We start from the raw sequence: 19,746 nt of genomic DNA, 5'->3' as shown, positions 1-19,746 counted from the left end.
ATTAATTGTAATTTTGCATTTCGTTATCAATTGAATTTAAACTTATTCATTACATATGAGTACTACAACACAATACGTTCCTTACAAAGTGAAGGACATCTCCCTAGCAGAATGGGGAAGAAAAGAAATTACCCTTGCTGAAGCAGAAATGCCAGGTTTGATGTCTATCCGTGAAGAATACGGACCATCTCAACCGTTGAAAGGGGCAAGAATTGCCGGATGTCTTCACATGACCATCCAAACGGCTGTGCTTATCGAGACATTGGTGGCTTTAGGAGCTGAAGTTACCTGGTCTTCTTGTAATATTTTCTCTACACAAGATCATGCTGCTGCTGCAATTGCTGCTGCAGGAATTCCGGTTTACGCCTGGAAAGGACTAAACGAAGAAGATTTTGACTGGTGTATTGAGCAGACTTTATTCTTCGGTGAAGACAGAAAACCATTGAACATGATTTTGGATGATGGTGGAGATTTAACGAACATGGTTTTCGATAAATATCCTGAATTCACAAAAGATATCAGAGGGCTTTCTGAAGAAACAACTACAGGAGTACACCGACTGTACGAAAGAATGAAAAACGGAACTTTGGTAATGCCTGCAATCAATGTAAATGATTCAGTGACTAAATCTAAATTCGACAACAAATACGGATGTAAAGAATCTGCAGTAGATGCTGTAAGAAGAGCGACAGACGTTATGTTGGCTGGAAAAAGAGTGGTAGTTTGCGGATATGGAGACGTTGGTAAAGGTACTGCTGCTTCTTTCAGAGGAGCGGGTTCTATCGTTACCGTTACTGAAATTGACCCAATCTGTGCGCTTCAGGCTGCCATGGACGGGTACGAAGTAAAAAGATTGGATACAGTGGTAGACAACGCTGATATCGTAATCACGACTACCGGTAACTTCAACATTGTAAGAGGAGAGCATTTCCTTAAAATGAAAGATAAAGCGATCGTTTGTAACATCGGTCACTTCGATAATGAAATCGATATGGCTTGGTTAAACAAAAACTACGGTCACACGAAATCTGAAGTGAAGCCTCAGGTAGATATCTATACGATCGAAGGTAAAGAAGTAATCATCCTTGCTGAAGGTAGACTGGTTAACCTGGGTTGTGCAACAGGACACCCAAGTTTTGTAATGTCTAACTCTTTCTCTAACCAAACTTTGGCTCAGATCGAATTGTGGAACAACTCTGCAGCGTACGGAAACGAAGTATATATGCTTCCTAAGCATTTAGATGAAAAAGTTGCTGCTTTACACCTTAAAAAATTAAGCGTTGAGCTGGAAACTCTTTCTCCGGAACAAGCTGAATATATTGGTGTAGATGTAAAAGGGCCATTCAAGCCTGAATACTACAGATACTAAGATTATTTCAATCTATATACAATCCCATTATTTAACATGATGGGATTTTTTCTGTTCCCATATTTCTAAACCTGCCAGGTGATCCTTATTTTTGAAGGTTAAAAATAATCATCAAAAAAATCTCTTCCGGTTGTTGATGAACTTAGCTACCATTTTAGCTAGTAGAGTACCTATTACTCTTTTCCCCGTATTTTACCCCTATTTTTATACCATGACTCTTAAGTTTAGAAAAAATGAATATATTTAGCCCCTTAAACAAAACATGTAATTAATGAAAAAACAAAGAGTATCAAATGCATTCGTAGCTGCGTCCTGGGTAGCATTGGGAGCAGGAATGATAGGTTTCATCGTAGGTCTCACCAGAGCTGAAATGCTGCTGAATGAAAAAGGATATTATTTTACCATCCTTCTTTATGGCCTTTTTGCCGTAGTTTCACTCCAAAAAGCTGTCCGTGACCGTTTGGAAAACATTCCGGTAACAGATATTTATTACGGGATCTGCTGGTTTGCCACCCTTTCTTCCATTGTCCTTCTGGCTGTCGGACTATGGAACGCCACCATCCTTCCAAGTGAAAAAGGATTTTATGCATTTGCTTTCCTTCTTGCTCTTTTCGGAGCGATCTCCGTTCAGAAAAATACAAGGGACAATATGGCCCAGGAATAAAACAACAACGCTTCAATATTGGAGCGTTTTTTTATTATAAACAAAATACCCCGTTACGGATAACGGGGTAATGTATGATTGATGTTATTGATCGTATGAATTGGGATGTTGAGCTTTAATATCATCCACTGTTCCCAGGACCTTATCTTTCAAAGCATCCTGATATTTCTGAAGATCCTCAGCCATCTTCTGGTCTCCGATTCCTAAAATTTTAGCGGCCAGAATTCCTGCATTCAAAGCTCCGTTTAAAGCTACTGTTGCCACCGGAATTCCACCCGGCATCTGAAGGATAGACAATACAGAATCCCAGCCATCAATAGAATTGCTTGACAAAATAGGAACCCCGATTACCGGTAAAGTGGTACAGCTGGCAACCATTCCCGGAAGGTGTGCAGCGCCACCGGCACCTGCGATGATCACTTTAAGCCCTCTTTCCTTTGCTGTTTTGGCGTAATCAAACATTCTTTCCGGCGTTCTGTGCGCCGAAACGACTGTCAGTTCGTATGGAATATCGAGACTTTTCAAAAAATTTGCAGCCTGTTCCATGATTGGCAGATCGCTCTGGCTGCCCATAATAATTCCTACCATCTTCAATTTTTATTAGATCTTCAAAGATAAAGAATAAAAGTCTTTTTTTAAAATGACAGCTCTATTCATTCTCTACTATAGCTGTTAAAATTATACCCCATGAGCAACTTCCAGTTTCTCTCTTTCAGCTTCCAATCAATCATCTCAAAGTAAAAATCCATATCTGTATCAGCTAAAATCATACAAACTGTACCCCTACCATTCATTTCAGAACAGGTATATTTGCCTGTTAGACCTTACATTTACTTTGAAAGATTACAAACTTCTTTTTGCTGTTCTCACGGTTGCCATTGTCTGGGGAACTACATTTCTGGCAATCCGCGTTGCGGTGGAAACTATTCCTGCGTGGTTTGTAGCCGGGATCCGCCAATTTCTGGCATCGATCATTATGCTGATAGTGCTTCTTTCCAGAAAAGAATTCAAATGGATCGGATGGAAAAACATGGGTTATCAGGCTATTTTTGCTTCACTGATGCTGATTGTGGCCAATGGCATGACCACAGTGGCAGAGGAAACGGTATCCAGCAGCCTCGCTTCACTTATCAGTGCCTGCTCTCCTATTCTGGTCTTCCTGGGCAGTCTCGCGGTCGGCCTCCAGAAATTCAGTTTCCGGGCTTTAGTGGGTGTTTTGCTCTGTTTTAGCGGAATCCTCTTTATTTTCTGGGATGGGCTTCAGGATCTTGCCAACCCCGAATACAGAATGGGAATGATCTTCCTTTTCTGTGCGATTGCCGGATGGGCTTCGGGAACTATCTTCACCAAAAAACTCAATATCCAAAGCGGCAATATCACCTTGAATCTTTTTTCTCAGTTTCTGTTTGCTGGAGTAGTACAGATTATTTTCGCCTTTATCTTTTCAGAAAATTACAACTTCGGACACTGGACGGTGAAAAGTATTTCAGCAATGCTTTATCTGGCGGTCTTCGGTTCCGTTGCTGCATTTTTTGCTTTTCACTATGCATTAACCAAAATCTCTCCGGTGCAGGTTTCCATACTTGCCTACGTGAATACCATCATTGCCATATTTTTAGGATGGCTGATCATGGATGAAAAAATTTCCCTTAAATTTATCTTCGCGGCAGTGATGATTATCTGTGGTGTTTTTATCATTAACTATAAACCGGAAATGTTTCGAAAAAAGGTGGAAGGAAAATAAAGAATAAAATCGAAAAATACAAAAGCGTTTATTTTAACCGCCAAAGATTTCAGACCTCAAATTTAATAAAATACTGTATAGATCTGAGGAATCTGTGGGAATAGATTTTATTTCCTGATCTTAACTCCATCACAAATCATGTCTCAAAAAGCATATAAAATTTTCTTTATATGAGCCAGGAGATTTCATATTTTCCTTATTTTTTCTTATATTGTTTTAACCAACATCGACAATATGCTAAAAAACACATTTTTTATACTTTTTGCTGCCTCTTTTCTATTAATCAGCTGTGATTATAAGGAAAAAGAAAAAAATCTGACAGAAAGAGAAAAGCAATTACTCGAAAAAGAAAAAATATTCGCAAAAAAGGAATCTGAATACCAGTCTCTTTTAAAAATGAGAGACAGCATTTTTTCAAAGAAAGATTCCGTAAGAATCGCCTTATGGCCGGAAGAGATATCTGGTGCCTGGAACGGGAAGGTCATCTGTACAGAATCTAACTGCAGCGATTATGTAGTGGGTGATCAGCGTACAGATACATGGGAATTCGATAGTGATTCTATCCATCTTTCAACGAAAATCATCAACAACAATAACCTGGTAAGACTGTATTCCGGTAAATTTGAGAATAATGAAATTAAGCTCAATTTCAGAACAGATTCCACCTCTCAGAAAAAAGTGGAAATGAATGTTCTGCTGAATGATATTTCCGACAACAAAATTAAAGGAACACGAACCATTATATCTGATAACGGCTGTACGGCTAGATTTTCTGTAGAGTTAGTACGTTCCACCAAATAAAAACACCTATGATTTTACTGAGTATACATAATCTGAGTTTTCCTATAGAAGATCCGGTATTAAAATTCCTGTTGGTATTGATTATCATTCTTGCCGCTCCTCTTCTTTTGAACAAAATTAAAGTTCCCCACCTTCTGGGGCTTATTATTGCCGGTGCGGTGATAGGGCCTAACGGTTTTAATGTTCTTGCCAGAGACAGCAGCATTGTGGTTACCGGAACGACAGGCCTTCTTTATATCATGTTCCTGGCAGGATTGGAAATTGATATGGGAGATTTTAAAAAGAACAAATGGAAAAGTCTGACGTTTGGAATCTACACCTTTGTTGTTCCTTTTGTTTTAGGCTATCTGGGAGGTCATTATCTCCTTCACTTTTCTATATTGACATCGATCCTTTTTGCGAGTCTTTTTTCTTCGCATACTCTGATCGCCTATCCATTGGTGAGTAAATTAGGAATTGCAAAAAATAAAGCCGTCAACATTACCGTGGGCGGAACCATGATCACTGATATTCTGGCCCTTTTGGTGCTTGCCGTGATCGTGGGAATGTCGCAGGGAGATGTAGGTACAGAATTCTGGGTAAAACTTTCTGTTTCCTTTATTGTATTTGCACTTATCGTCTTAATCATATTCCCAATCATTGGACGCTGGTTTTTCAAAAAGGTAGATGACAAAATTTCACAGTATATTTTTGTGCTGGTGATGATTTATCTGGCAGCAATGCTTGCTGAACTTGCCGGAGTAGAAGCCATTATCGGAGCATTCTTTGCGGGTCTGGCTCTAAACAGATTGATTCCTCATACCTCATCTTTAATGAACAGGGTAGAATTTGTAGGAAATGCCATCTTTATTCCTTTCTTCCTGATCAGCGTAGGAATGCTTATTGATTTTAAGGTTTTCTTTAAAAGCTGGGAAACCTTGGAGGTGGCGGCCATTATGCTCGTTGCATCCATTGGAGGAAAATATATTTCGGCGGTGATGACCCAAAAGACATTCAGGCTGTCCAAAGAAGAAGGAAAACTGATTTTCGGACTGAGTTCGGCTTCTGCAGCGGCTACTCTGGCTTCCGTAATGGTAGGATATAACATCATTCTTTCTGAAACAGAAACGGGTGAACCGGTAAGGTTACTGAATGAGCACGTGCTGAATGGGAGTATCCTTCTGATCCTTATTTCCTGTACCATCTCTTCATTCATTTCAATGGCAAGTGCTCAAAAAATTGCGGAAAGTGACAATGAAGATACGGTTTCCGGCAACAGCCATGAAGAGGAAAATATCCTGCTGGCGATTAATCACGAAGAAACGGTAGACAGAATGGTGAATCTGGGAATCCTGATCAAAGCCCATTCAAATACGGAAAATCTGTTTGCTTTAAATGTGATTAATGAAGATAAGAATGAATCTTCAGTGAAAAATGCTGAAAAACTTCTTCATCACGCTGCAGATGCCGCCGCTGCAGCTGACGTTAAGATACAGGCTCTGAAAAGATATGACAACGATGTGATCAACGGAGTCAAAAACGTAATTAAAGAACAGAAAATTACTGACCTGATCATCGGACTGGAAGATGAGAAAGGCTTCTCCCCTTCTTTTGTGTATAATCTGTACAACGGATATCTTCAGAATGACGATGTGAATGTACTGGTCTATCACGCCGCACAGCCCCTTTCCACGATTAAAAAATATGCTGTGATGATTCCTGAAAATGCTCATAAGGAGGCAGGATTCTTCCACGCGCTTCTAAGGGTATGGAATGTAGCCAGAAATTCCGGTGCAACTGTAGTGTTTTACGCTCCTGAAAACATTCTTGATATTCTTCAGAAAATCGTCAAAAAAGCAAATATAGAGGCCGAGTTTATCATTATGAGCACGTGGCAGGACGGAGAAAAAACGGCTGCAAAACTGAAAGAAGATGAAGCACTGATCATTTTAATGGCTAAACGGGGCATGCAGTCTTACATTCCGAGAATGCGACTTATTCCTGAATTATTGAACAAGTATTTAAAGGATAATAATTACCTTCTGATCTTCCCATTCTCGGAATTTGATGAAAATAGTCCGGAGATCCGTTCTGTAGGGAATCATGGTGATTTTATGGAAATCGGAAATGTGATCCAGAAGATTTTTAAGTAGTCTAAAATAATTTTATATTTAAATCCATGAAAAAATTATTTCCAGCAATTCTTTTATTATTAATCGGCTGCAAGGATCAAAAACAAAATATCACGGTAGACCCTAAAATAAAACCATCAGTAATGTCTGAAATTAAATATGGTAAAAAATTCTTTGATTATAATGAGATAGACTATTATCATATTGAAACCAAAGAAGATGAAATTATAGAATTAGATCAAAATCAAGACAAATCAAAAATTGATAAGCTTAAGTATCATTTGATATATGACACAATACCAAAAAACATTAATGATCTTGATTTTCTAAATTATATAGACAAAATCGGTTACTTGAAAAAGAAAATAAATCCTTCTAAATTTGAAAGCATCAATAAAATATTTGTGGAAAAGCCTGAAGAAGAAATAATAATTGCCGCTTGTATTCCAGTCTTCAGGGATATTTTAGTTTTTAAAAAGAACAGTAAAGTGACAGGAATAGCGAAAATATGTTTTAGCTGTCATCAATATCGTATCATTGGAACAGATGCCAATACAGAAAACTTTGGCTCAAATAATGACTATTCGCAACTCGGAAATATTTTAGATACTATTAACTAATAATGAAAAAGTACTATTAGCCATAGTTTCACTGTTGACTTTAATTATAGTTTCGATAACAGTTTACCGGAATCTTCCCATTGAAATCACAATAAAAGAAGAGATAAAAGCTGGAGATAAAATCATTAAAAAACAATGGGAAATTTCCTGATAACAATGATTATAAAACACTGAAGAATTTACGACTAAAACAGGAAGATTCCCACATTTATCTTAATTACAAAGGATAATAAAGGTTATTTTGAGGTTGCTTATCTTGAAAGTTTCGACGGTTCTCATCTTTTATGGAATTCTAAAGAAAGAAAATAGATGATAGATTTTCCTAAAATTCAAAAGTAGAACATGAATAAAATAGAATGAATTCAAGCTTCACAACATTCAAAAAAATCTGCTCCATCCATTCAATCTGGGAAAGAATTTTTCACGCAAAGCTTTAAGATCTTACTATTGATTTGAGGAAAGCAAAGAAAAGAATCAACAAGTTGATCTGATGAAGCGAATGGATCTATAGTATTGACAAAATAACATAAAAAAGAGCTGCAATCATGACTACAGCTCTTTATCTTTATTCTAAGGATAAGTCTTATTCAGCGATCACTCTCACCATACTTTTCACCATCACCAATTTCTCCATCAGCTCTTCTCTGGAATCAGCCAGCACATTGATGTGACCCATTTTTCGTCCCGGTTTGGTTTCTGTTTTCCCGTATAAATGAATGTAGGTTTCAGGTAATTTAAGCACCTCTTCCATTCCCTCGTATAGTACTTTTCCGGCATATCCTTCTGCCCCTACCAAATTCAGCATTCCACTATAGGTAATTGCATCTGTATCGGCTAAAGGTAGATTTTTCACTACACGATACATTTGCTCAAACTGTGAATTTGTATTGCCTTCCTGGCTCTGGTGACCTGAATTGTGTAATCTGGGTGCAGTTTCATTCACCCATATTTTCCCTTCTTTATCCAAAAATAATTCAATTGCAAAAAGTCCCGGAGAATTAACAGCATTCAGAAACTTCTCTGTAATTAAATCAATTTGTCGTTGAGTGTCTTCAGTAAGAAGAACGGGACAAACATTGAAGTCCAAAAGATTGAGTTTTGGATCAGCCACCATTTCTGTCACCGGAAAGATATTTGTTTCGCCGTTTTCATTTCTGGCAACGATAACAGAAAGTTCCTTGTCAATATCTACAAGGCTTTCGATAACTGAAGCCTCTTTCCATAAGTGTTGATAATCCTCTTCTGTTCTGATCACCTGAACGCCTTTTCCGTCATACCCTCCCGTATTCATCTTCTGCACAAACGGCAGCGGCATCATGATCTTTTCATCACTGTTCCATACGACCTGAAAATCAGGACTTGGAATACCGTAGGTTTTATAGAATTCTTTCTGAAGGATCTTTTGCTGGATCGTTTTGATAATAGCTGCATTGGGAACTACTTTTATCCCTTGTTTTTCAAGCTCGGCCAAAGCATCGGCATTCACATGTTCTATTTCGATCGTCACTACATCCTTATCTTTCCCAAAGTTCAGTACGGTTTCATAATCGTTGAAATTTCCTTGGGTAAAATGGGAGATATTGTTGCACGGTGCATCAGAAGCCGGATCCAGCGTATAAAATTGGTCATCGTATTTCAGTGCGCTTTGGATCAGCATCCTTCCCAGCTGCCCGCCTCCTAAAATTCCTATTTTCATTCTTACTTTTATTTTTTCTATTAGATTTTTTATGGAAAGTTATTGAATCTTGTCAATCTTTAAATATCCAAGTCCCATTGGGTTTTTCTGATCTTCCGCATCAGATTTTGTCAGGATAATGGAATATTTTTCTTTCATTTTTTCAGGCAGGATATCATTCACATTGAAAATATCATCAATATCAACACCATGTTTATCGTCCACATGGCTTACGGCGCCTTCAAAACCCATCGTTGCATAAAACTCCGTCGCTTTTGCCCTTTTGATGATCTCCCCCATCGATTTTCCGACCATCAGATGCTGCTCGTGAAATTCTTCAAAAAAGCCTTTCTTATATCCCCCTAAATTAAGGAAATACAACTTATCTTCATAGGTCTGAGCTGTTTTTTCCACAATGTTCACTTCATACCCGTCTGCAAATTTCACTTCCTGATAGCAGTCTAGATGGATCTTCCCTTCGGCTTCTTTCCAGAAATCCTTCATATCGGGAACGAGATCTTTAAGATTTTCTGCGATCCCGAAAAAAACGTCATGCTGCTCGATATTCCTGCCCCTAGGCGTTGCACCGAGAATGATATAAAATAATTTCATTTCACTTTTCATGCCTGCAAAAATACGTCAAATTTATCTTTTTTAAACGTTTGGCAGAATAAGCCAATAGTTTTATATTTGTAGCATGTCAGAAATCATTATTCTGTTCCTCGGCGCGGTTTCAGCCGGTCTTTTAGGTTCACTTACGGGTTTGGGAGGAGGAGTTATCATTATTCCTTTATTGACGCTGGGTTTCGGCGTTCCTATGCATTATGCAATCGGTGCTTCTTTAATTTCTGTGATCGGGACTTCTTCCGGTGCTGCAGTAGCTTTCGTAAAAGAAGGTTTTACCAATATGCGGATCGGAATGTTTCTGGAGATCGGAACTACGGCAGGGGCTATCATGGGTGCTTTGCTTTCCGGAATGCTTAATCCCAATACCATCGGAATTATCTTCGCCAGCATTCTTCTGTTGACTGTTATTTTAAATCTTAAAGGAAAACCTGACCACCAGGAACCGGTCATCAAAGGAAGTCTTGAGGAAAAACTGAAGCTTTACGGAACATTTCCTGACAAAGGAGTTTTAAAAAGCTACTCGGCCAGAAATACAGTTCCGGGATTTTTAATGATGATGTTTGCAGGTGCGATGTCCGGACTTTTAGGAATTGGTTCCGGTGCGCTTAAAGTGTTGGCGATGGACAATATGATGAAACTCCCCTTTAAGGTTTCTACGACTACGAGTAACTTTATGATTGGGGTAACGGCAGTAGCAAGTGCACTGATCTATTTCCAGAGAGGCGAGATCATCCCTGTAATTGTAGCTCCGGTATTAATTGGTGTGGTAGTAGGAAGTTTCATCGGGTCAAAAACACTGATGGTCTCCAAAACAAAGAAATTAAAAGTGTTCTTTGCGATCGTGATCACTATTTTATCAGTCTACATGATGTATAACGGTATCAATAAAAGCTTCAGATAATGAGAAAGAATTTTACAGATGTAGATCTGAACCGTTCGGTAGGAAATCTTTTGAGACTAGGCGTTATTTTGTCTGTGATCACTTCATTGATTGGTTTTATCAAACTTTTCGTGGAAGGCTTTGAGATGCCTAAAAAATATTCGTCCCTTAATATGGGCACGTCTTCTGAAAAAGTGTGGGGAATGTTCTGGACTTCTTTATGCAAAGGAGAAGGAATGGCCATTATCCAGCTGGGAATTCTGCTATTGATCTTTACTCCTTTAGTAAGGATTATTTTTGCCTTGATTGGCTATTTAAAAGAAAAAGACTACGTCTATGTAGTCATTTCTTCAATAGTTCTTGTGATTATGGCGATCAGCTTTTTTACAGGATACGCTCACTAATTTTTACATTTCATAGAATTCCAGGGGAAGCTGATCCGGATCCTGGGTAAAGAAAAATTCTTTTCCGGTGTATTCATCTATGCGGATGTCTTCACAAATAAGGCCTTTTTCTATAAGTTCTTCCCTTTTAACGCTAACGTTTTCAACAGAGAATGCCAGATGTCTTAAACCACATGATTCAGGACGGGACGGTCTTTGCGGAGGATCAGGGAAAGAAAACAGCTCAATCACGTAATGCTCCCCGATCGCCAGATCAAGTTTATAAGACTTCCTTTCTTCACGGTAAACTTCCCTGATGATCTTCAAGCCTATAACTTCAATGTAGAATTTCTTTGAAACCTCATAATCTGAACATATGATGGCGATGTGATGGATCTTCATTATTTAATTTTAATTTTTTTGATTATAACTTCAGCAAAACTTGCAACCTGAGCAGTAGATTTCTATTTTACTTTATTTCTCTGCAGTTCTCTTTTCTTCTGGTATCGATAATGTATTGAATTTTCCACTCATTCTGCTGTTTAACCAACTGAAAGCTGTTGGCTCCACAATGGGAAAATTTCCCTTTAAAATAGAAGGAATAAGGGGTAAACACGCTGGCCAGACCTCCATCTGAATGAACGGCATCAATGATGATCTTTTCATCCAGATCACCTTTTGAAAATTTAGATACGGAAGCAATAAATTCCTGAACGTTTTCATTTTTTACGGTTCCGTCTTTGGAAATACTCTGTAAAACAGCATTTTCAGCAAAAGCAGATTTCATCAGTTCCGGATCGGCATTTTTCATTCCAAGAAACAGGGTACGGATCGGTTTTTCAATATCCAGATTCTGTTGGCCAAAACAGAAGGTACAGAACAGTAACGCCAACATGGTAAGTTTATTCATATTGATTGCAATTTATCTCAAACAATAAAATTAGGAAAAATATGGTCAATAATTAAAATTAACAAAGTTTAAAAAGTGAATTGCACTGCATTATTTAAAAATAGATTAATTTTATACGTTTATTTAAAATTATGTGGGGAATTTATTTGTTTTTGATTGGATTACTGGTGCTGTTAACGATACTACCCAAAATCCAAAACGCTCATTGGGTATTCAGGGTGCCGGAATTCGGCAAAATCCAGATTACTTATGTTGTGGTGCTTACCTTTATTTTGGGTCTTTTTCTTGATCATTCGCAGAATCTATGGTATGCACAGGGGCTTTTATTATTCCTGTTTGTTCATCATGGTATTACGCTGGTAAAATACACACCGCTTTATCCGGTGAAAAAATACAAACAGCAACATCAGTCTTCTCAAAAACTGCATTTCATTTCTGCTAATGTCTATCAGTTTAACAAAGAATATAACCGGTTTATTCAGCTTATTGAAAAATATAAACCTGAAGTATTTCTGACGATGGAAAGCAATGGAGATTGGGAACAGGCAATGAAAGCCCTTGAAAAAGACTATCCTTTCCAGCACAAAGTGACACTTGAAAATACCTATGGAATGCATTTTTATTCTCAGCTTGAAATCAAAAGTGCCAAGACCCATTTTTTTGTAGCCGATGATATTCCAAGTATTGAAGCCCACTTAAAGACCAAAGACGGTTTTTCGTTTGTGTTCTTTGGAGTACATCCGCCGCCGCCAAGTCCTACCGAAGAAGAAACTTCGAAGGAAAGAGACGGAGACTTATTAAGTGCTGCAAAACGCATTAAAGATATCAAAGAACCTGTGATTGTTGTTGGAGATTTTAATAATGTGGCATGGTCAAAATCGTCTGTCTTATTCAGAAAAACCAGTCATCTGATCGATCCAAGAATCGGACATTCTTTTGTATCTACTTTTCATGCGAAATACCGCCTGTTAAGATTCCCAATCGATTTAATGTTCCACAGTGAAGATATTTTCATTAAAGACCTTAAAACTCTGGAAAATTTCGGATCAGACCACCTTCCGGTGTATTGTGAGTTTTTCATTGACCATCATAATGACGAACAGGAAGAAAAGGTAGAAGAAGCCACTGTTGAAGAAAAAGCTGAAGCAGAAGAAATGATTTAAGAAGGAAAAAAAGAGGACGGAGACCGTGATGCGGTGGTAACGGAAGGATAGAATTTTAATTGCAAATAGTCAAAACGCTATGATCGCAATTTTTTTTTTAATTAAACCTGAAAATATTTTTGTTCGCAAGGGCGTTTCACTCAGCAAAAACAACAACAACAACCAGCCTTTACTTAATACAGTAGTTGATAGAACATAAAAAGCCGTTTCACAAATAATGAAACGGCTTTTTCTATTGTTGGGTTATTCTTAGAATAATTCTTTTCTGATGATGTTTTGGCTTCTTTCAGGGCCAACAGATACTAAGTATACATTGATTCCAAGGTATTTCTCGATGAACTCAATATATTTCTGAGCATTGTCAGGAAGTTCGTCGTAGCTTCTCACTTTGGTAAGATCTTCGTTCCAACCTGGCAGATCCTGGTAGATAGGCTCGTAGTTGTATAATTTCTCCGTTGAAGAAGTGAAATAATCGATGATTTTTCCGTCTTCCGTTTTATAATGAGTAACGATCTTTAAGTTTTCGATTCCTGTAAGAACGTCTAATTTAGTAATCACAAGGTTGTTGATCCCGTTGATCATACAAGCATGCTTCAAAGAAACAAGGTCTAACCAACCTGTTCTTCTTGGTCTTCCTGTCGTAGCACCGAATTCACCTCCGATCTGTCTGATCTTTTCTCCTAATTCATTGTCCAATTCAGAAGGAAATGGTCCGTTTCCAACTCTTGTACAGTATGCCTTAGCAACACCGATAAGGTTTTGAAGGGATGTAGGCGGAACCCCTGCTCCTGTACAAACCCCTCCTGTAGATGGAGAAGATGACGTTACGTAAGGATAAGTTCCGAAGTCGATGTCCAGCATCAATGCCTGAGCACCTTCAAAAAGAACGTTTTTACCATCTCTGATGGCTTCGTTCAATTCAACTTCTGTATCAACGATTCTGTCCTGAAGCTGTTTTCCAAGCTCTAAAAATTCGTTGTAAATTTCTTCAACGTCTAACGTTGGTTTTCCGTAATATTTTTCGAAAAGAGAGTTCTTAATTTTTAAGTTTTTCTCAATTTTGTCTCTTAATATTTCAGGATTTAAAAGGTCAATCATTCTGATCCCTACTCTTGAAATTTTATCTTCATAGCAAGGTCCGATTCCTTTTTTAGTGGTTCCGATTTGAGTTCCTCCGTGTTCTTCTTCACGGTAAGTATCCAAAAGAATGTGGTAAGGCATGATGACATGCGCTCTTCTGCTGATAAAAATGTGGTCAGTTTTCAAGCCTTTGCTTTCAATCTGGCCAACCTCTTTAATGAAAGATTTTGGGTTTACCACTACTCCGTTCGCAATGATACACTTCCCTTTGCACTGTAGAACTCCTGAAGGGAGAAGGTGCAAAACAAATTTCTCTTCACCTACATAAACCGTGTGACCAGCGTTGTCTCCTCCCTGGAAACGAACTACATAATCCGATTTAGCTGATAAAACATCCGTGATTTTTCCTTTACCTTCATCTCCATACTGAAGACCTACAACTACGTAAGTTGACATATTTTACTTTTATTTTAGATTCATGCAAAATTACTTTTTAAAAATAGGGTGGGCAAATTATGGGTCTAATATTTTTTAAAACTAATTTCAAACCTTATTTAGATTTGAATAAAAAAATTGGATGATTTGTAATAATGAATATGGAAAGTCAGATCGATACTATTCCATTTAAAATGAGTAAAACTCAATTTTGATCAAATACCAATTATTGGTATATTTGATTAAAATTAAAACGATGGCAAAAAATACATCCATATTATTGGGAGATTATTTTGATAATTTCATCAGCGAACAAATAAAATCAGGAAAATACTCGTCAGCAAGTGAGGTTATAAGAAACGCCTTAAGATTATTTGAATATGAAGAATCTAAGAAAACAGAATTAGTCAACGAATTAAAAAAAGGAGAAAAATCTGGATTTGTTGAAGATTTTGACCGTACGGAATTTCTAAAAAATCTTCATCAAAAACATTCTGTTGACTCATGAATTATAGAATAAGTAATGAAGCATTCAATGATTTAGAAAAGATTTGGCTCTATACTTTTGAAAACTGGTCATTAAAACAGGCAGACCATTATTTTGATCTGCTTATAAATGAGATTGAATATTTATCTAAAAATCCGGAATCCGGAAAAGATTACAGCAAGATAAGAAAAGGATATTGTCGTTCAAGAGTTAAATCTCATTTTATATTTTACAAAATCAACTTGAAAGATAAAGAAATTGAAATCATCAGAATCCTTCATCAGCAAATGGATATTTCAACCAGACTGGATGAATAGATTAGAAATTTAAAACTACGTGAAAAGTCTCTTATCATCTCTAATGAATTTGATTAATTCTGTATCTTTGATTATTCTCTGAAATAACCAAAGCTCCTCCCCATCATGAGATCATCACAAACATCATCCTACCTCTCCCCATCTCCCTCAAGCGAAGTAAAGCTCTTCCACACCCTGTTCACTCCTGACGAAATTCCGGTAAAAGCTACCTTACTCATCATCCACGGCATGCAGGAACACAGCGGAAGATATGCTGAAATAGCTGGTTATTTTGCAGATCAAGGATTTGTGGTTCTTACCTACGACCATTTGGGACATGGAAAATCGGTGAAGGATAAAAAAGACATTGGATTCTTCCAGCTGGATCAGCCGGACGAAAAGCTGGTTTCAGATGCTGACGCAATGGGTGATTATCTTATACAAAAATACCCGGATGTTCCTCACTTTGTTCTTGGACATTCTATGGGATCATTCGTTACCCGGTGTCTTCTTCAAAGAGCTGGCGGCAAATTTAAGGGAGCCATCATTACAGGAACCGGAGGTCCTTTGGCGGGTATCGGTCTCATTAATGGTTATCTCTCGTTAGCCAACAAAATAGCCCCTCATTATCTTACCTATCTCAATACTCTCTTCACTACTGTTAATAACAAAAGTTTTAAGAAAGACAAAGATTTCAGCGACACTAGTTGGCTGAGTTTGAATCCGGCCAATAGAAAAGCTTTTACCGAAGATGAGCTCTGTGGAATTCCTTTTACCAATAATGCTTTTTATACGCTGTTTAGTATTTACAAAAAAGCCACGGCAAGAAACTGGGCCGTTTCTATTCCCAAATCCTTCCCTATTCTTTTTGTCAGCGGGCAAAATGATCCGATCGGCGATTTCAGCAAAGGGGTTATCAAAACGGTAGACTATTTAAAAAAGGATGGATTTAAAGATATCAACGTCAAAATTTATCCCGAGATGCGCCACGAAATATTAAATGAAGAAATAAGGGAAGAGGTTTTCAATGACATATTTCAATGGATTTTAAAGCATTTATGAAACTAAATATGTGTTATCTATATCTATTGGCCATCGCAAAGATGCCAGGATTTTATCCTTGATACAATTGTAAATCCCTTTTGTATTTTCTAAGTACCAACAGAAGAAATCTTTTAGACCTATCACTAATACAACACAACCATCCGTGAAATCTGCGGGAGCATAAAAAAATAAACAGAACATTTTTAACCCAAAACAATCTCCCTCTCCACGCCGATCTCTTCAAGGAAGGTCTCATCATGGGAAATCACCAGCAGGGTTCCCTGATAATTTCTGATAGATTCCGTGAGAATTTCTACGTTCTGCAAGTCTAAATTGTTTGTTGGTTCATCCAGAATGATCATATCCGGGGCTTTATTACTGATTGAAAGTCCGCATAAAAGCAGTCTCAAACGTTCTCCTCCACTTAATATCCCACATTTTTTTTCCCAGGTTTCCTTTCTGAATAAAAACCGGGATAGTAAAGTCTTCACTTCAGATTCCGGCATTGCACTGTCATTAAACTGTTGTACAAAATCGTAAACGGTCATGTCCTGACCAATCAAAGAATATTCCTGATCGACATAAATGGCATTACATTCTGATTTTGAAATGGTTCCCGCAGAGGGCTTCAGATTTCCCAATAAAAGATTGATTAAAGTGGTCTTTCCGGAACCGTTAGAACCTTTGATCAAAATCCTGTCCCCACTTCTGATGTCAAGATTGAGGTGTTCTTTCCACAATAATTTTTCATTATATTTAAAATTAACTTCCTCTGCAGCAATCAGAAGCTTTCCGGAATGCAGATCAGAATCATTAAAAATTAATTTCATCTGATCGGAATTTTTCAATGATGAACGCAAATTTCTCAAGTCCCCTGATAGATCATTGATCTTTTCAGCATGAATATCTTTTAATCTGGAAGTATTTTTTTCGGCATTATTGCGGAGTGTATTCATCATGATCCTTGCAACACCCGACTTTTCCTGCTTTTGTTTTCCTCTCGCATCCAGTTTTTGCTTTCTTTCCAGCGTTTCGCGTTCTTTCTCTTTTGCTTTTTTCAGAGCCCGCTCTTTAGAATGAATGTCGTTGTTTAATGCTTCCTGTTCTATTTCTTTCTGTTCAGCATAAAAATCATAATTTCCACCATAAGTAGAAATTCCCTGATTGCTTAATTCAAATATCGTGTCAACAAGGTTCAGTAAAATCCGGTCGTGACTGACCATAACAACAGTTGAATGGGTTTGCTTAACAAATTCATACAGAAGTTTTCTACCTTCAAGATCAAGATGATTGGTAGGTTCGTCGAGTATAATAATATCAGGCTGATTGATCTGAATTCCAGCCAGAAAAACTTTCGTTTTCTGTCCTCCGCTTAAACTTTCAAGTTTTTGATTTAAGTTTAAATTTTCCAGTTTCCAGTGTTGCAGTGCATTCTGGCAACGTTCCTCAATATCCCAGTCGTCATTTAAAGTTTCAAAATATTCTTCACCTACGTCACCATTGATGATTTTTTGAAGAGCATTCAGTTTTTTATCGATTTTAAGGCATTCTGACACAGTCCTGTGGTCAAAATTCCCAAACATCTGCGGAACATAATACAGATCGCCTTTGACGGTTATATTTCCTTCAGATGGTTGAATTTCCCCGGCAATAAGCTTCAGAAGTGTAGATTTTCCAATACCGTTGCTTCCGGCTACTGCCGATTTTGTATGGGATTGGATGGATAAATGGATGGAATTAAACAGGACGTCTCCTCCCGGAAACCCGTAGGATATACTTTGCAGTAAGATCATAATTTCTTTCTTGGTAATAATTAAACGTCAGTAACTCACGGGTTACTGTTGAGTACAATCGAAAAAGAAATTAAATCCTACATGTCTGTATCATTGGGTTTTGGAAATACAAAGATAGAAAATTTCCCAATATTACATTTTCCTGATAAAAAACATACTTTTTTTTCATTACTTCCGAAACCATTGAAATCTACCGAACTAAAATGGCCTTGTACGCAAAGGTTTTAAATTATAGATTTAATAGGATAATGGAATAGAATCAGCGATTTTTATTGCCTGTTATTTTCACTCCATCTTATTTAAATGAGTGATTATGAAATCCGCAATAAAAGTAGAAAAGATTTTGATCAAAAAAACGTAACTTTGCCGACTACTAAAATTTTTTATGGAAAGCATTAAAGTTCACGACAAAACTTTCGTTCCTTATCTGAAGGAAGCCGAGATTCAGGAAATTGTAAAAGAAACAGCTTTAAAGATTTATGAAGATTACAAGGATGAAGTTCCTGTTTTCATCGGGGTTCTGAACGGAGTGATCATGTTCTTCTCAGATCTTTTAAAATACTACCCGGGCGAATGCGAAATTGCGTTCATCCAAATGAGCTCTTACGCAGGAACTGAATCTACAGGAATCGTTTACCAGAAAATGGAATTGACGAAAGACGTGAAAGACCGTCACATCATTCTTGTGGAAGATATCGTAGATACTGGAAATACCGTTGAAAGCCTATTCAAATATTTCACAGAAACCCAGCGTCCGAAATCTGTAAAACTGGCTTCATTCCTATTAAAGCCTGATGTATACAAGAAAGATTTCAAACTGGATTATATCGGAAAAGAGATTCCAAATAAATTTGTCCTTGGTTACGGACTTGATTATGATGAGTTGGGAAGAAACCTTGCGAATCTGTATCAACTGGAAGAAGGACAGATCAACCATTAATTATTGCTGCTAGCTTTTGGCTATTAGCCATTAGCTTAAAATATTAAATCGAAATAAAGTAAATATTAACTAAAAAAGCTAAAGGCTGAAAGCGTATTGCTGAAAGCTGCAGGCGAATCAACATTATGATAAACATTGTTCTGTTCGGCCCTCCAGGAAGTGGAAAAGGAACACAAGCTCAAAACCTGATCGAAAAATTCAATTTAAAACAGATTTCAACAGGTGACCTTTTCAGATACAACATGAAAAATGATACCGAGCTTGGAAAACTGGCTAAGTCTTACATCGATAAGGGAGAATTGGTTCCGGATCAGGTAACAACAGATATGCTGATCGACGAGCTTAGAAAGCCAACCGATACCAACGGATTTATCTTTGATGGCTACCCAAGAACGACCGCTCAGACGGAAGCTTTGGAAAAAATCGTAGATGAGGAACTGAACGACAAAATTGATATCTGCCTATCCTTAGTGGTTGAAGATAAAACTTTAGTGGAAAGACTTCTGAAAAGAGGTGAAACCAGCGGAAGATCTGATGACAGCAATGTAGAGATCATCGAAAACAGAATTAAAGAATATTATACTAAAACAGCAGAAGTAGCTGAACTTTACAAGCAACAGGGAAAATATGTTGAAGTAAACGGCGTAGGAGAAATTGATGAGATTTCCCAAAAACTTTTCGCTGAAGTCGAAAAAATTAAATAATCGGGAGATGGAGTACGGGA

21 protein-coding genes are annotated in these 19,746 nt (G+C 37.5%); 14 read left to right on the top strand and 7 right to left on the bottom strand.

Annotated features, from left to right (window positions below; translation table 11 throughout):
• The first annotated feature begins 55 nt into the window (after positions 1–55).
• Positions 56–1,369: an adenosylhomocysteinase gene (ahcY, locus tag EG346_RS13640; RefSeq protein ID WP_073332922.1), complete on the top strand. Its 1,314-nt coding sequence runs from the start codon at positions 56–58 to the stop codon at positions 1,367–1,369.
• Positions 1,370–1,640: 271 nt separating this feature from the next.
• The gene (yiaA, locus tag EG346_RS13635) at positions 1,641–2,033 is read left to right on the top strand and encodes an inner membrane protein YiaA (RefSeq protein WP_073332925.1); all 393 of its coding nucleotides are present in this window, start codon (positions 1,641–1,643) and stop codon (positions 2,031–2,033) included.
• 84 nt (positions 2,034–2,117) lie between these two features.
• Here yiaA and purE read toward each other — a convergent pair whose 3' ends face one another.
• Positions 2,118–2,621: a 5-(carboxyamino)imidazole ribonucleotide mutase gene (gene purE, locus EG346_RS13630; protein WP_123879238.1), complete on the bottom strand. Its 504-nt coding sequence runs from the start codon at positions 2,619–2,621 to the stop codon at positions 2,118–2,120.
• A gap of 247 nt (positions 2,622–2,868) precedes the next feature.
• Between purE and EG346_RS13625 the strand changes: the two genes are divergently transcribed.
• The 4 genes from EG346_RS13625 (at position 2,869) to EG346_RS13610 (ending at position 7,309) form a co-directional block, all read left to right on the top strand.
• Positions 2,869–3,777, top strand: coding sequence for a DMT family transporter (locus EG346_RS13625; RefSeq protein ID WP_123879236.1), 909 nt, complete (start codon positions 2,869–2,871; stop codon positions 3,775–3,777).
• Positions 3,778–4,011: 234 nt separating this feature from the next.
• On the top strand, positions 4,012–4,578 hold the full coding sequence (locus EG346_RS13620) for a hypothetical protein (RefSeq protein ID WP_073332933.1): 567 nt from the start codon (positions 4,012–4,014) through the stop codon (positions 4,576–4,578).
• Between the two features lie 8 nt (positions 4,579–4,586).
• Positions 4,587–6,710: a cation:proton antiporter gene (locus EG346_RS13615; RefSeq protein WP_073332936.1), complete on the top strand. Its 2,124-nt coding sequence runs from the start codon at positions 4,587–4,589 to the stop codon at positions 6,708–6,710.
• Positions 6,711–6,736: 26 nt separating this feature from the next.
• Positions 6,737–7,309 carry a hypothetical protein gene (locus EG346_RS13610; protein WP_073332938.1) on the top strand — a complete coding sequence of 191 codons (573 nt, stop codon included), beginning with the start codon at positions 6,737–6,739 and terminating at the stop codon, positions 7,307–7,309.
• A gap of 583 nt (positions 7,310–7,892) precedes the next feature.
• On the opposite strand, the gene EG346_RS13605 is transcribed toward EG346_RS13610, so the two are convergent.
• The gene (locus EG346_RS13605) at positions 7,893–9,005 is read right to left on the bottom strand and encodes a 5-(carboxyamino)imidazole ribonucleotide synthase (protein ID WP_123879234.1); all 1,113 of its coding nucleotides are present in this window, start codon (positions 9,003–9,005) and stop codon (positions 7,893–7,895) included.
• Positions 9,006–9,044: 39 nt separating this feature from the next.
• Complete coding sequence (locus tag EG346_RS13600) at positions 9,045–9,596, bottom strand: DUF1543 domain-containing protein (RefSeq protein ID WP_123879232.1); 552 nt, start codon at positions 9,594–9,596, stop codon at positions 9,045–9,047.
• Positions 9,597–9,681: 85 nt separating this feature from the next.
• On the opposite strand from EG346_RS13600, the gene EG346_RS13595 reads away from it, so the two are divergent.
• Positions 9,682–10,512: a sulfite exporter TauE/SafE family protein gene (locus tag EG346_RS13595; protein WP_073332944.1), complete on the top strand. Its 831-nt coding sequence runs from the start codon at positions 9,682–9,684 to the stop codon at positions 10,510–10,512.
• Complete coding sequence (locus EG346_RS13590; RefSeq protein ID WP_123879230.1) at positions 10,512–10,895, top strand: DUF1634 domain-containing protein; 384 nt, start codon at positions 10,512–10,514, stop codon at positions 10,893–10,895. The genes EG346_RS13595 and EG346_RS13590 overlap by 1 nt, the downstream gene beginning before the upstream one ends.
• A 3-nt stretch (positions 10,896–10,898) precedes the next feature.
• On the opposite strand, the gene gloA2 is transcribed toward EG346_RS13590, so the two are convergent.
• Both gloA2 and EG346_RS13580 read right to left on the bottom strand, forming a co-directional pair.
• The gene (gene gloA2 / locus EG346_RS13585; protein WP_123879228.1) at positions 10,899–11,276 is read right to left on the bottom strand and encodes an SMU1112c/YaeR family gloxylase I-like metalloprotein; all 378 of its coding nucleotides are present in this window, start codon (positions 11,274–11,276) and stop codon (positions 10,899–10,901) included.
• Positions 11,277–11,343: 67 nt separating this feature from the next.
• Positions 11,344–11,784 (bottom strand): nuclear transport factor 2 family protein, encoded by a 441-nt coding sequence (locus tag EG346_RS13580; RefSeq protein WP_123879226.1) that lies wholly within the window; start codon positions 11,782–11,784, stop codon positions 11,344–11,346.
• 131 nt (positions 11,785–11,915) lie between these two features.
• On the opposite strand from EG346_RS13580, the gene EG346_RS13575 reads away from it, so the two are divergent.
• A complete protein-coding gene (locus tag EG346_RS13575; protein ID WP_123879224.1) occupies positions 11,916–12,947 on the top strand; it encodes an endonuclease/exonuclease/phosphatase family protein in 1,032 nt (343 codons plus the stop codon).
• A 249-nt stretch (positions 12,948–13,196) separates the two neighbouring features.
• On the opposite strand, the gene EG346_RS13570 is transcribed toward EG346_RS13575, so the two are convergent.
• Positions 13,197–14,483: an adenylosuccinate synthase gene (locus EG346_RS13570; RefSeq protein WP_034728930.1), complete on the bottom strand. Its 1,287-nt coding sequence runs from the start codon at positions 14,481–14,483 to the stop codon at positions 13,197–13,199.
• Between the two features lie 235 nt (positions 14,484–14,718).
• Here EG346_RS13570 and EG346_RS13565 point away from each other — a divergent pair, with 235 nt between their 5' ends.
• From EG346_RS13565 to EG346_RS13555, 3 genes are all read left to right on the top strand, one after another.
• On the top strand, positions 14,719–14,970 hold the full coding sequence (locus EG346_RS13565) for a type II toxin-antitoxin system ParD family antitoxin (RefSeq protein WP_123879222.1): 252 nt from the start codon (positions 14,719–14,721) through the stop codon (positions 14,968–14,970).
• Complete coding sequence (locus tag EG346_RS13560) at positions 14,967–15,266, top strand: type II toxin-antitoxin system RelE/ParE family toxin (RefSeq protein ID WP_073332957.1); 300 nt, start codon at positions 14,967–14,969, stop codon at positions 15,264–15,266. The genes EG346_RS13565 and EG346_RS13560 overlap by 4 nt, the downstream gene beginning before the upstream one ends.
• Positions 15,267–15,371: 105 nt before the next feature.
• Positions 15,372–16,307, top strand: coding sequence for an alpha/beta fold hydrolase (locus tag EG346_RS13555; RefSeq protein ID WP_123879220.1), 936 nt, complete (start codon positions 15,372–15,374; stop codon positions 16,305–16,307).
• Positions 16,308–16,492: 185 nt separating this feature from the next.
• Here EG346_RS13555 and abc-f read toward each other — a convergent pair whose 3' ends face one another.
• Positions 16,493–18,082, bottom strand: coding sequence for a ribosomal protection-like ABC-F family protein (gene abc-f, locus EG346_RS13550; protein ID WP_123879218.1), 1,590 nt, complete (start codon positions 18,080–18,082; stop codon positions 16,493–16,495).
• A gap of 385 nt (positions 18,083–18,467) precedes the next feature.
• Between abc-f and EG346_RS13545 the strand changes: the two genes are divergently transcribed.
• Complete coding sequence (locus EG346_RS13545; protein WP_073332962.1) at positions 18,468–19,022, top strand: phosphoribosyltransferase; 555 nt, start codon at positions 18,468–18,470, stop codon at positions 19,020–19,022.
• Between the two features lie 125 nt (positions 19,023–19,147).
• On the top strand, positions 19,148–19,726 hold the full coding sequence (locus EG346_RS13540; protein ID WP_073332964.1) for an adenylate kinase: 579 nt from the start codon (positions 19,148–19,150) through the stop codon (positions 19,724–19,726).
• Positions 19,727–19,746 lie beyond the last annotated feature (20 nt).

Origin of the sequence: Chryseobacterium carnipullorum, assembly GCF_003815695.1 — a bacterium.
GTDB classification, from domain to species: Bacteria; Bacteroidota; Bacteroidia; order Flavobacteriales; family Weeksellaceae; genus Chryseobacterium; species Chryseobacterium carnipullorum.
The sequence above is the reverse complement of the archived record's forward strand: the minus strand, read 5'-3'. Positions and strand labels throughout refer to the sequence as shown.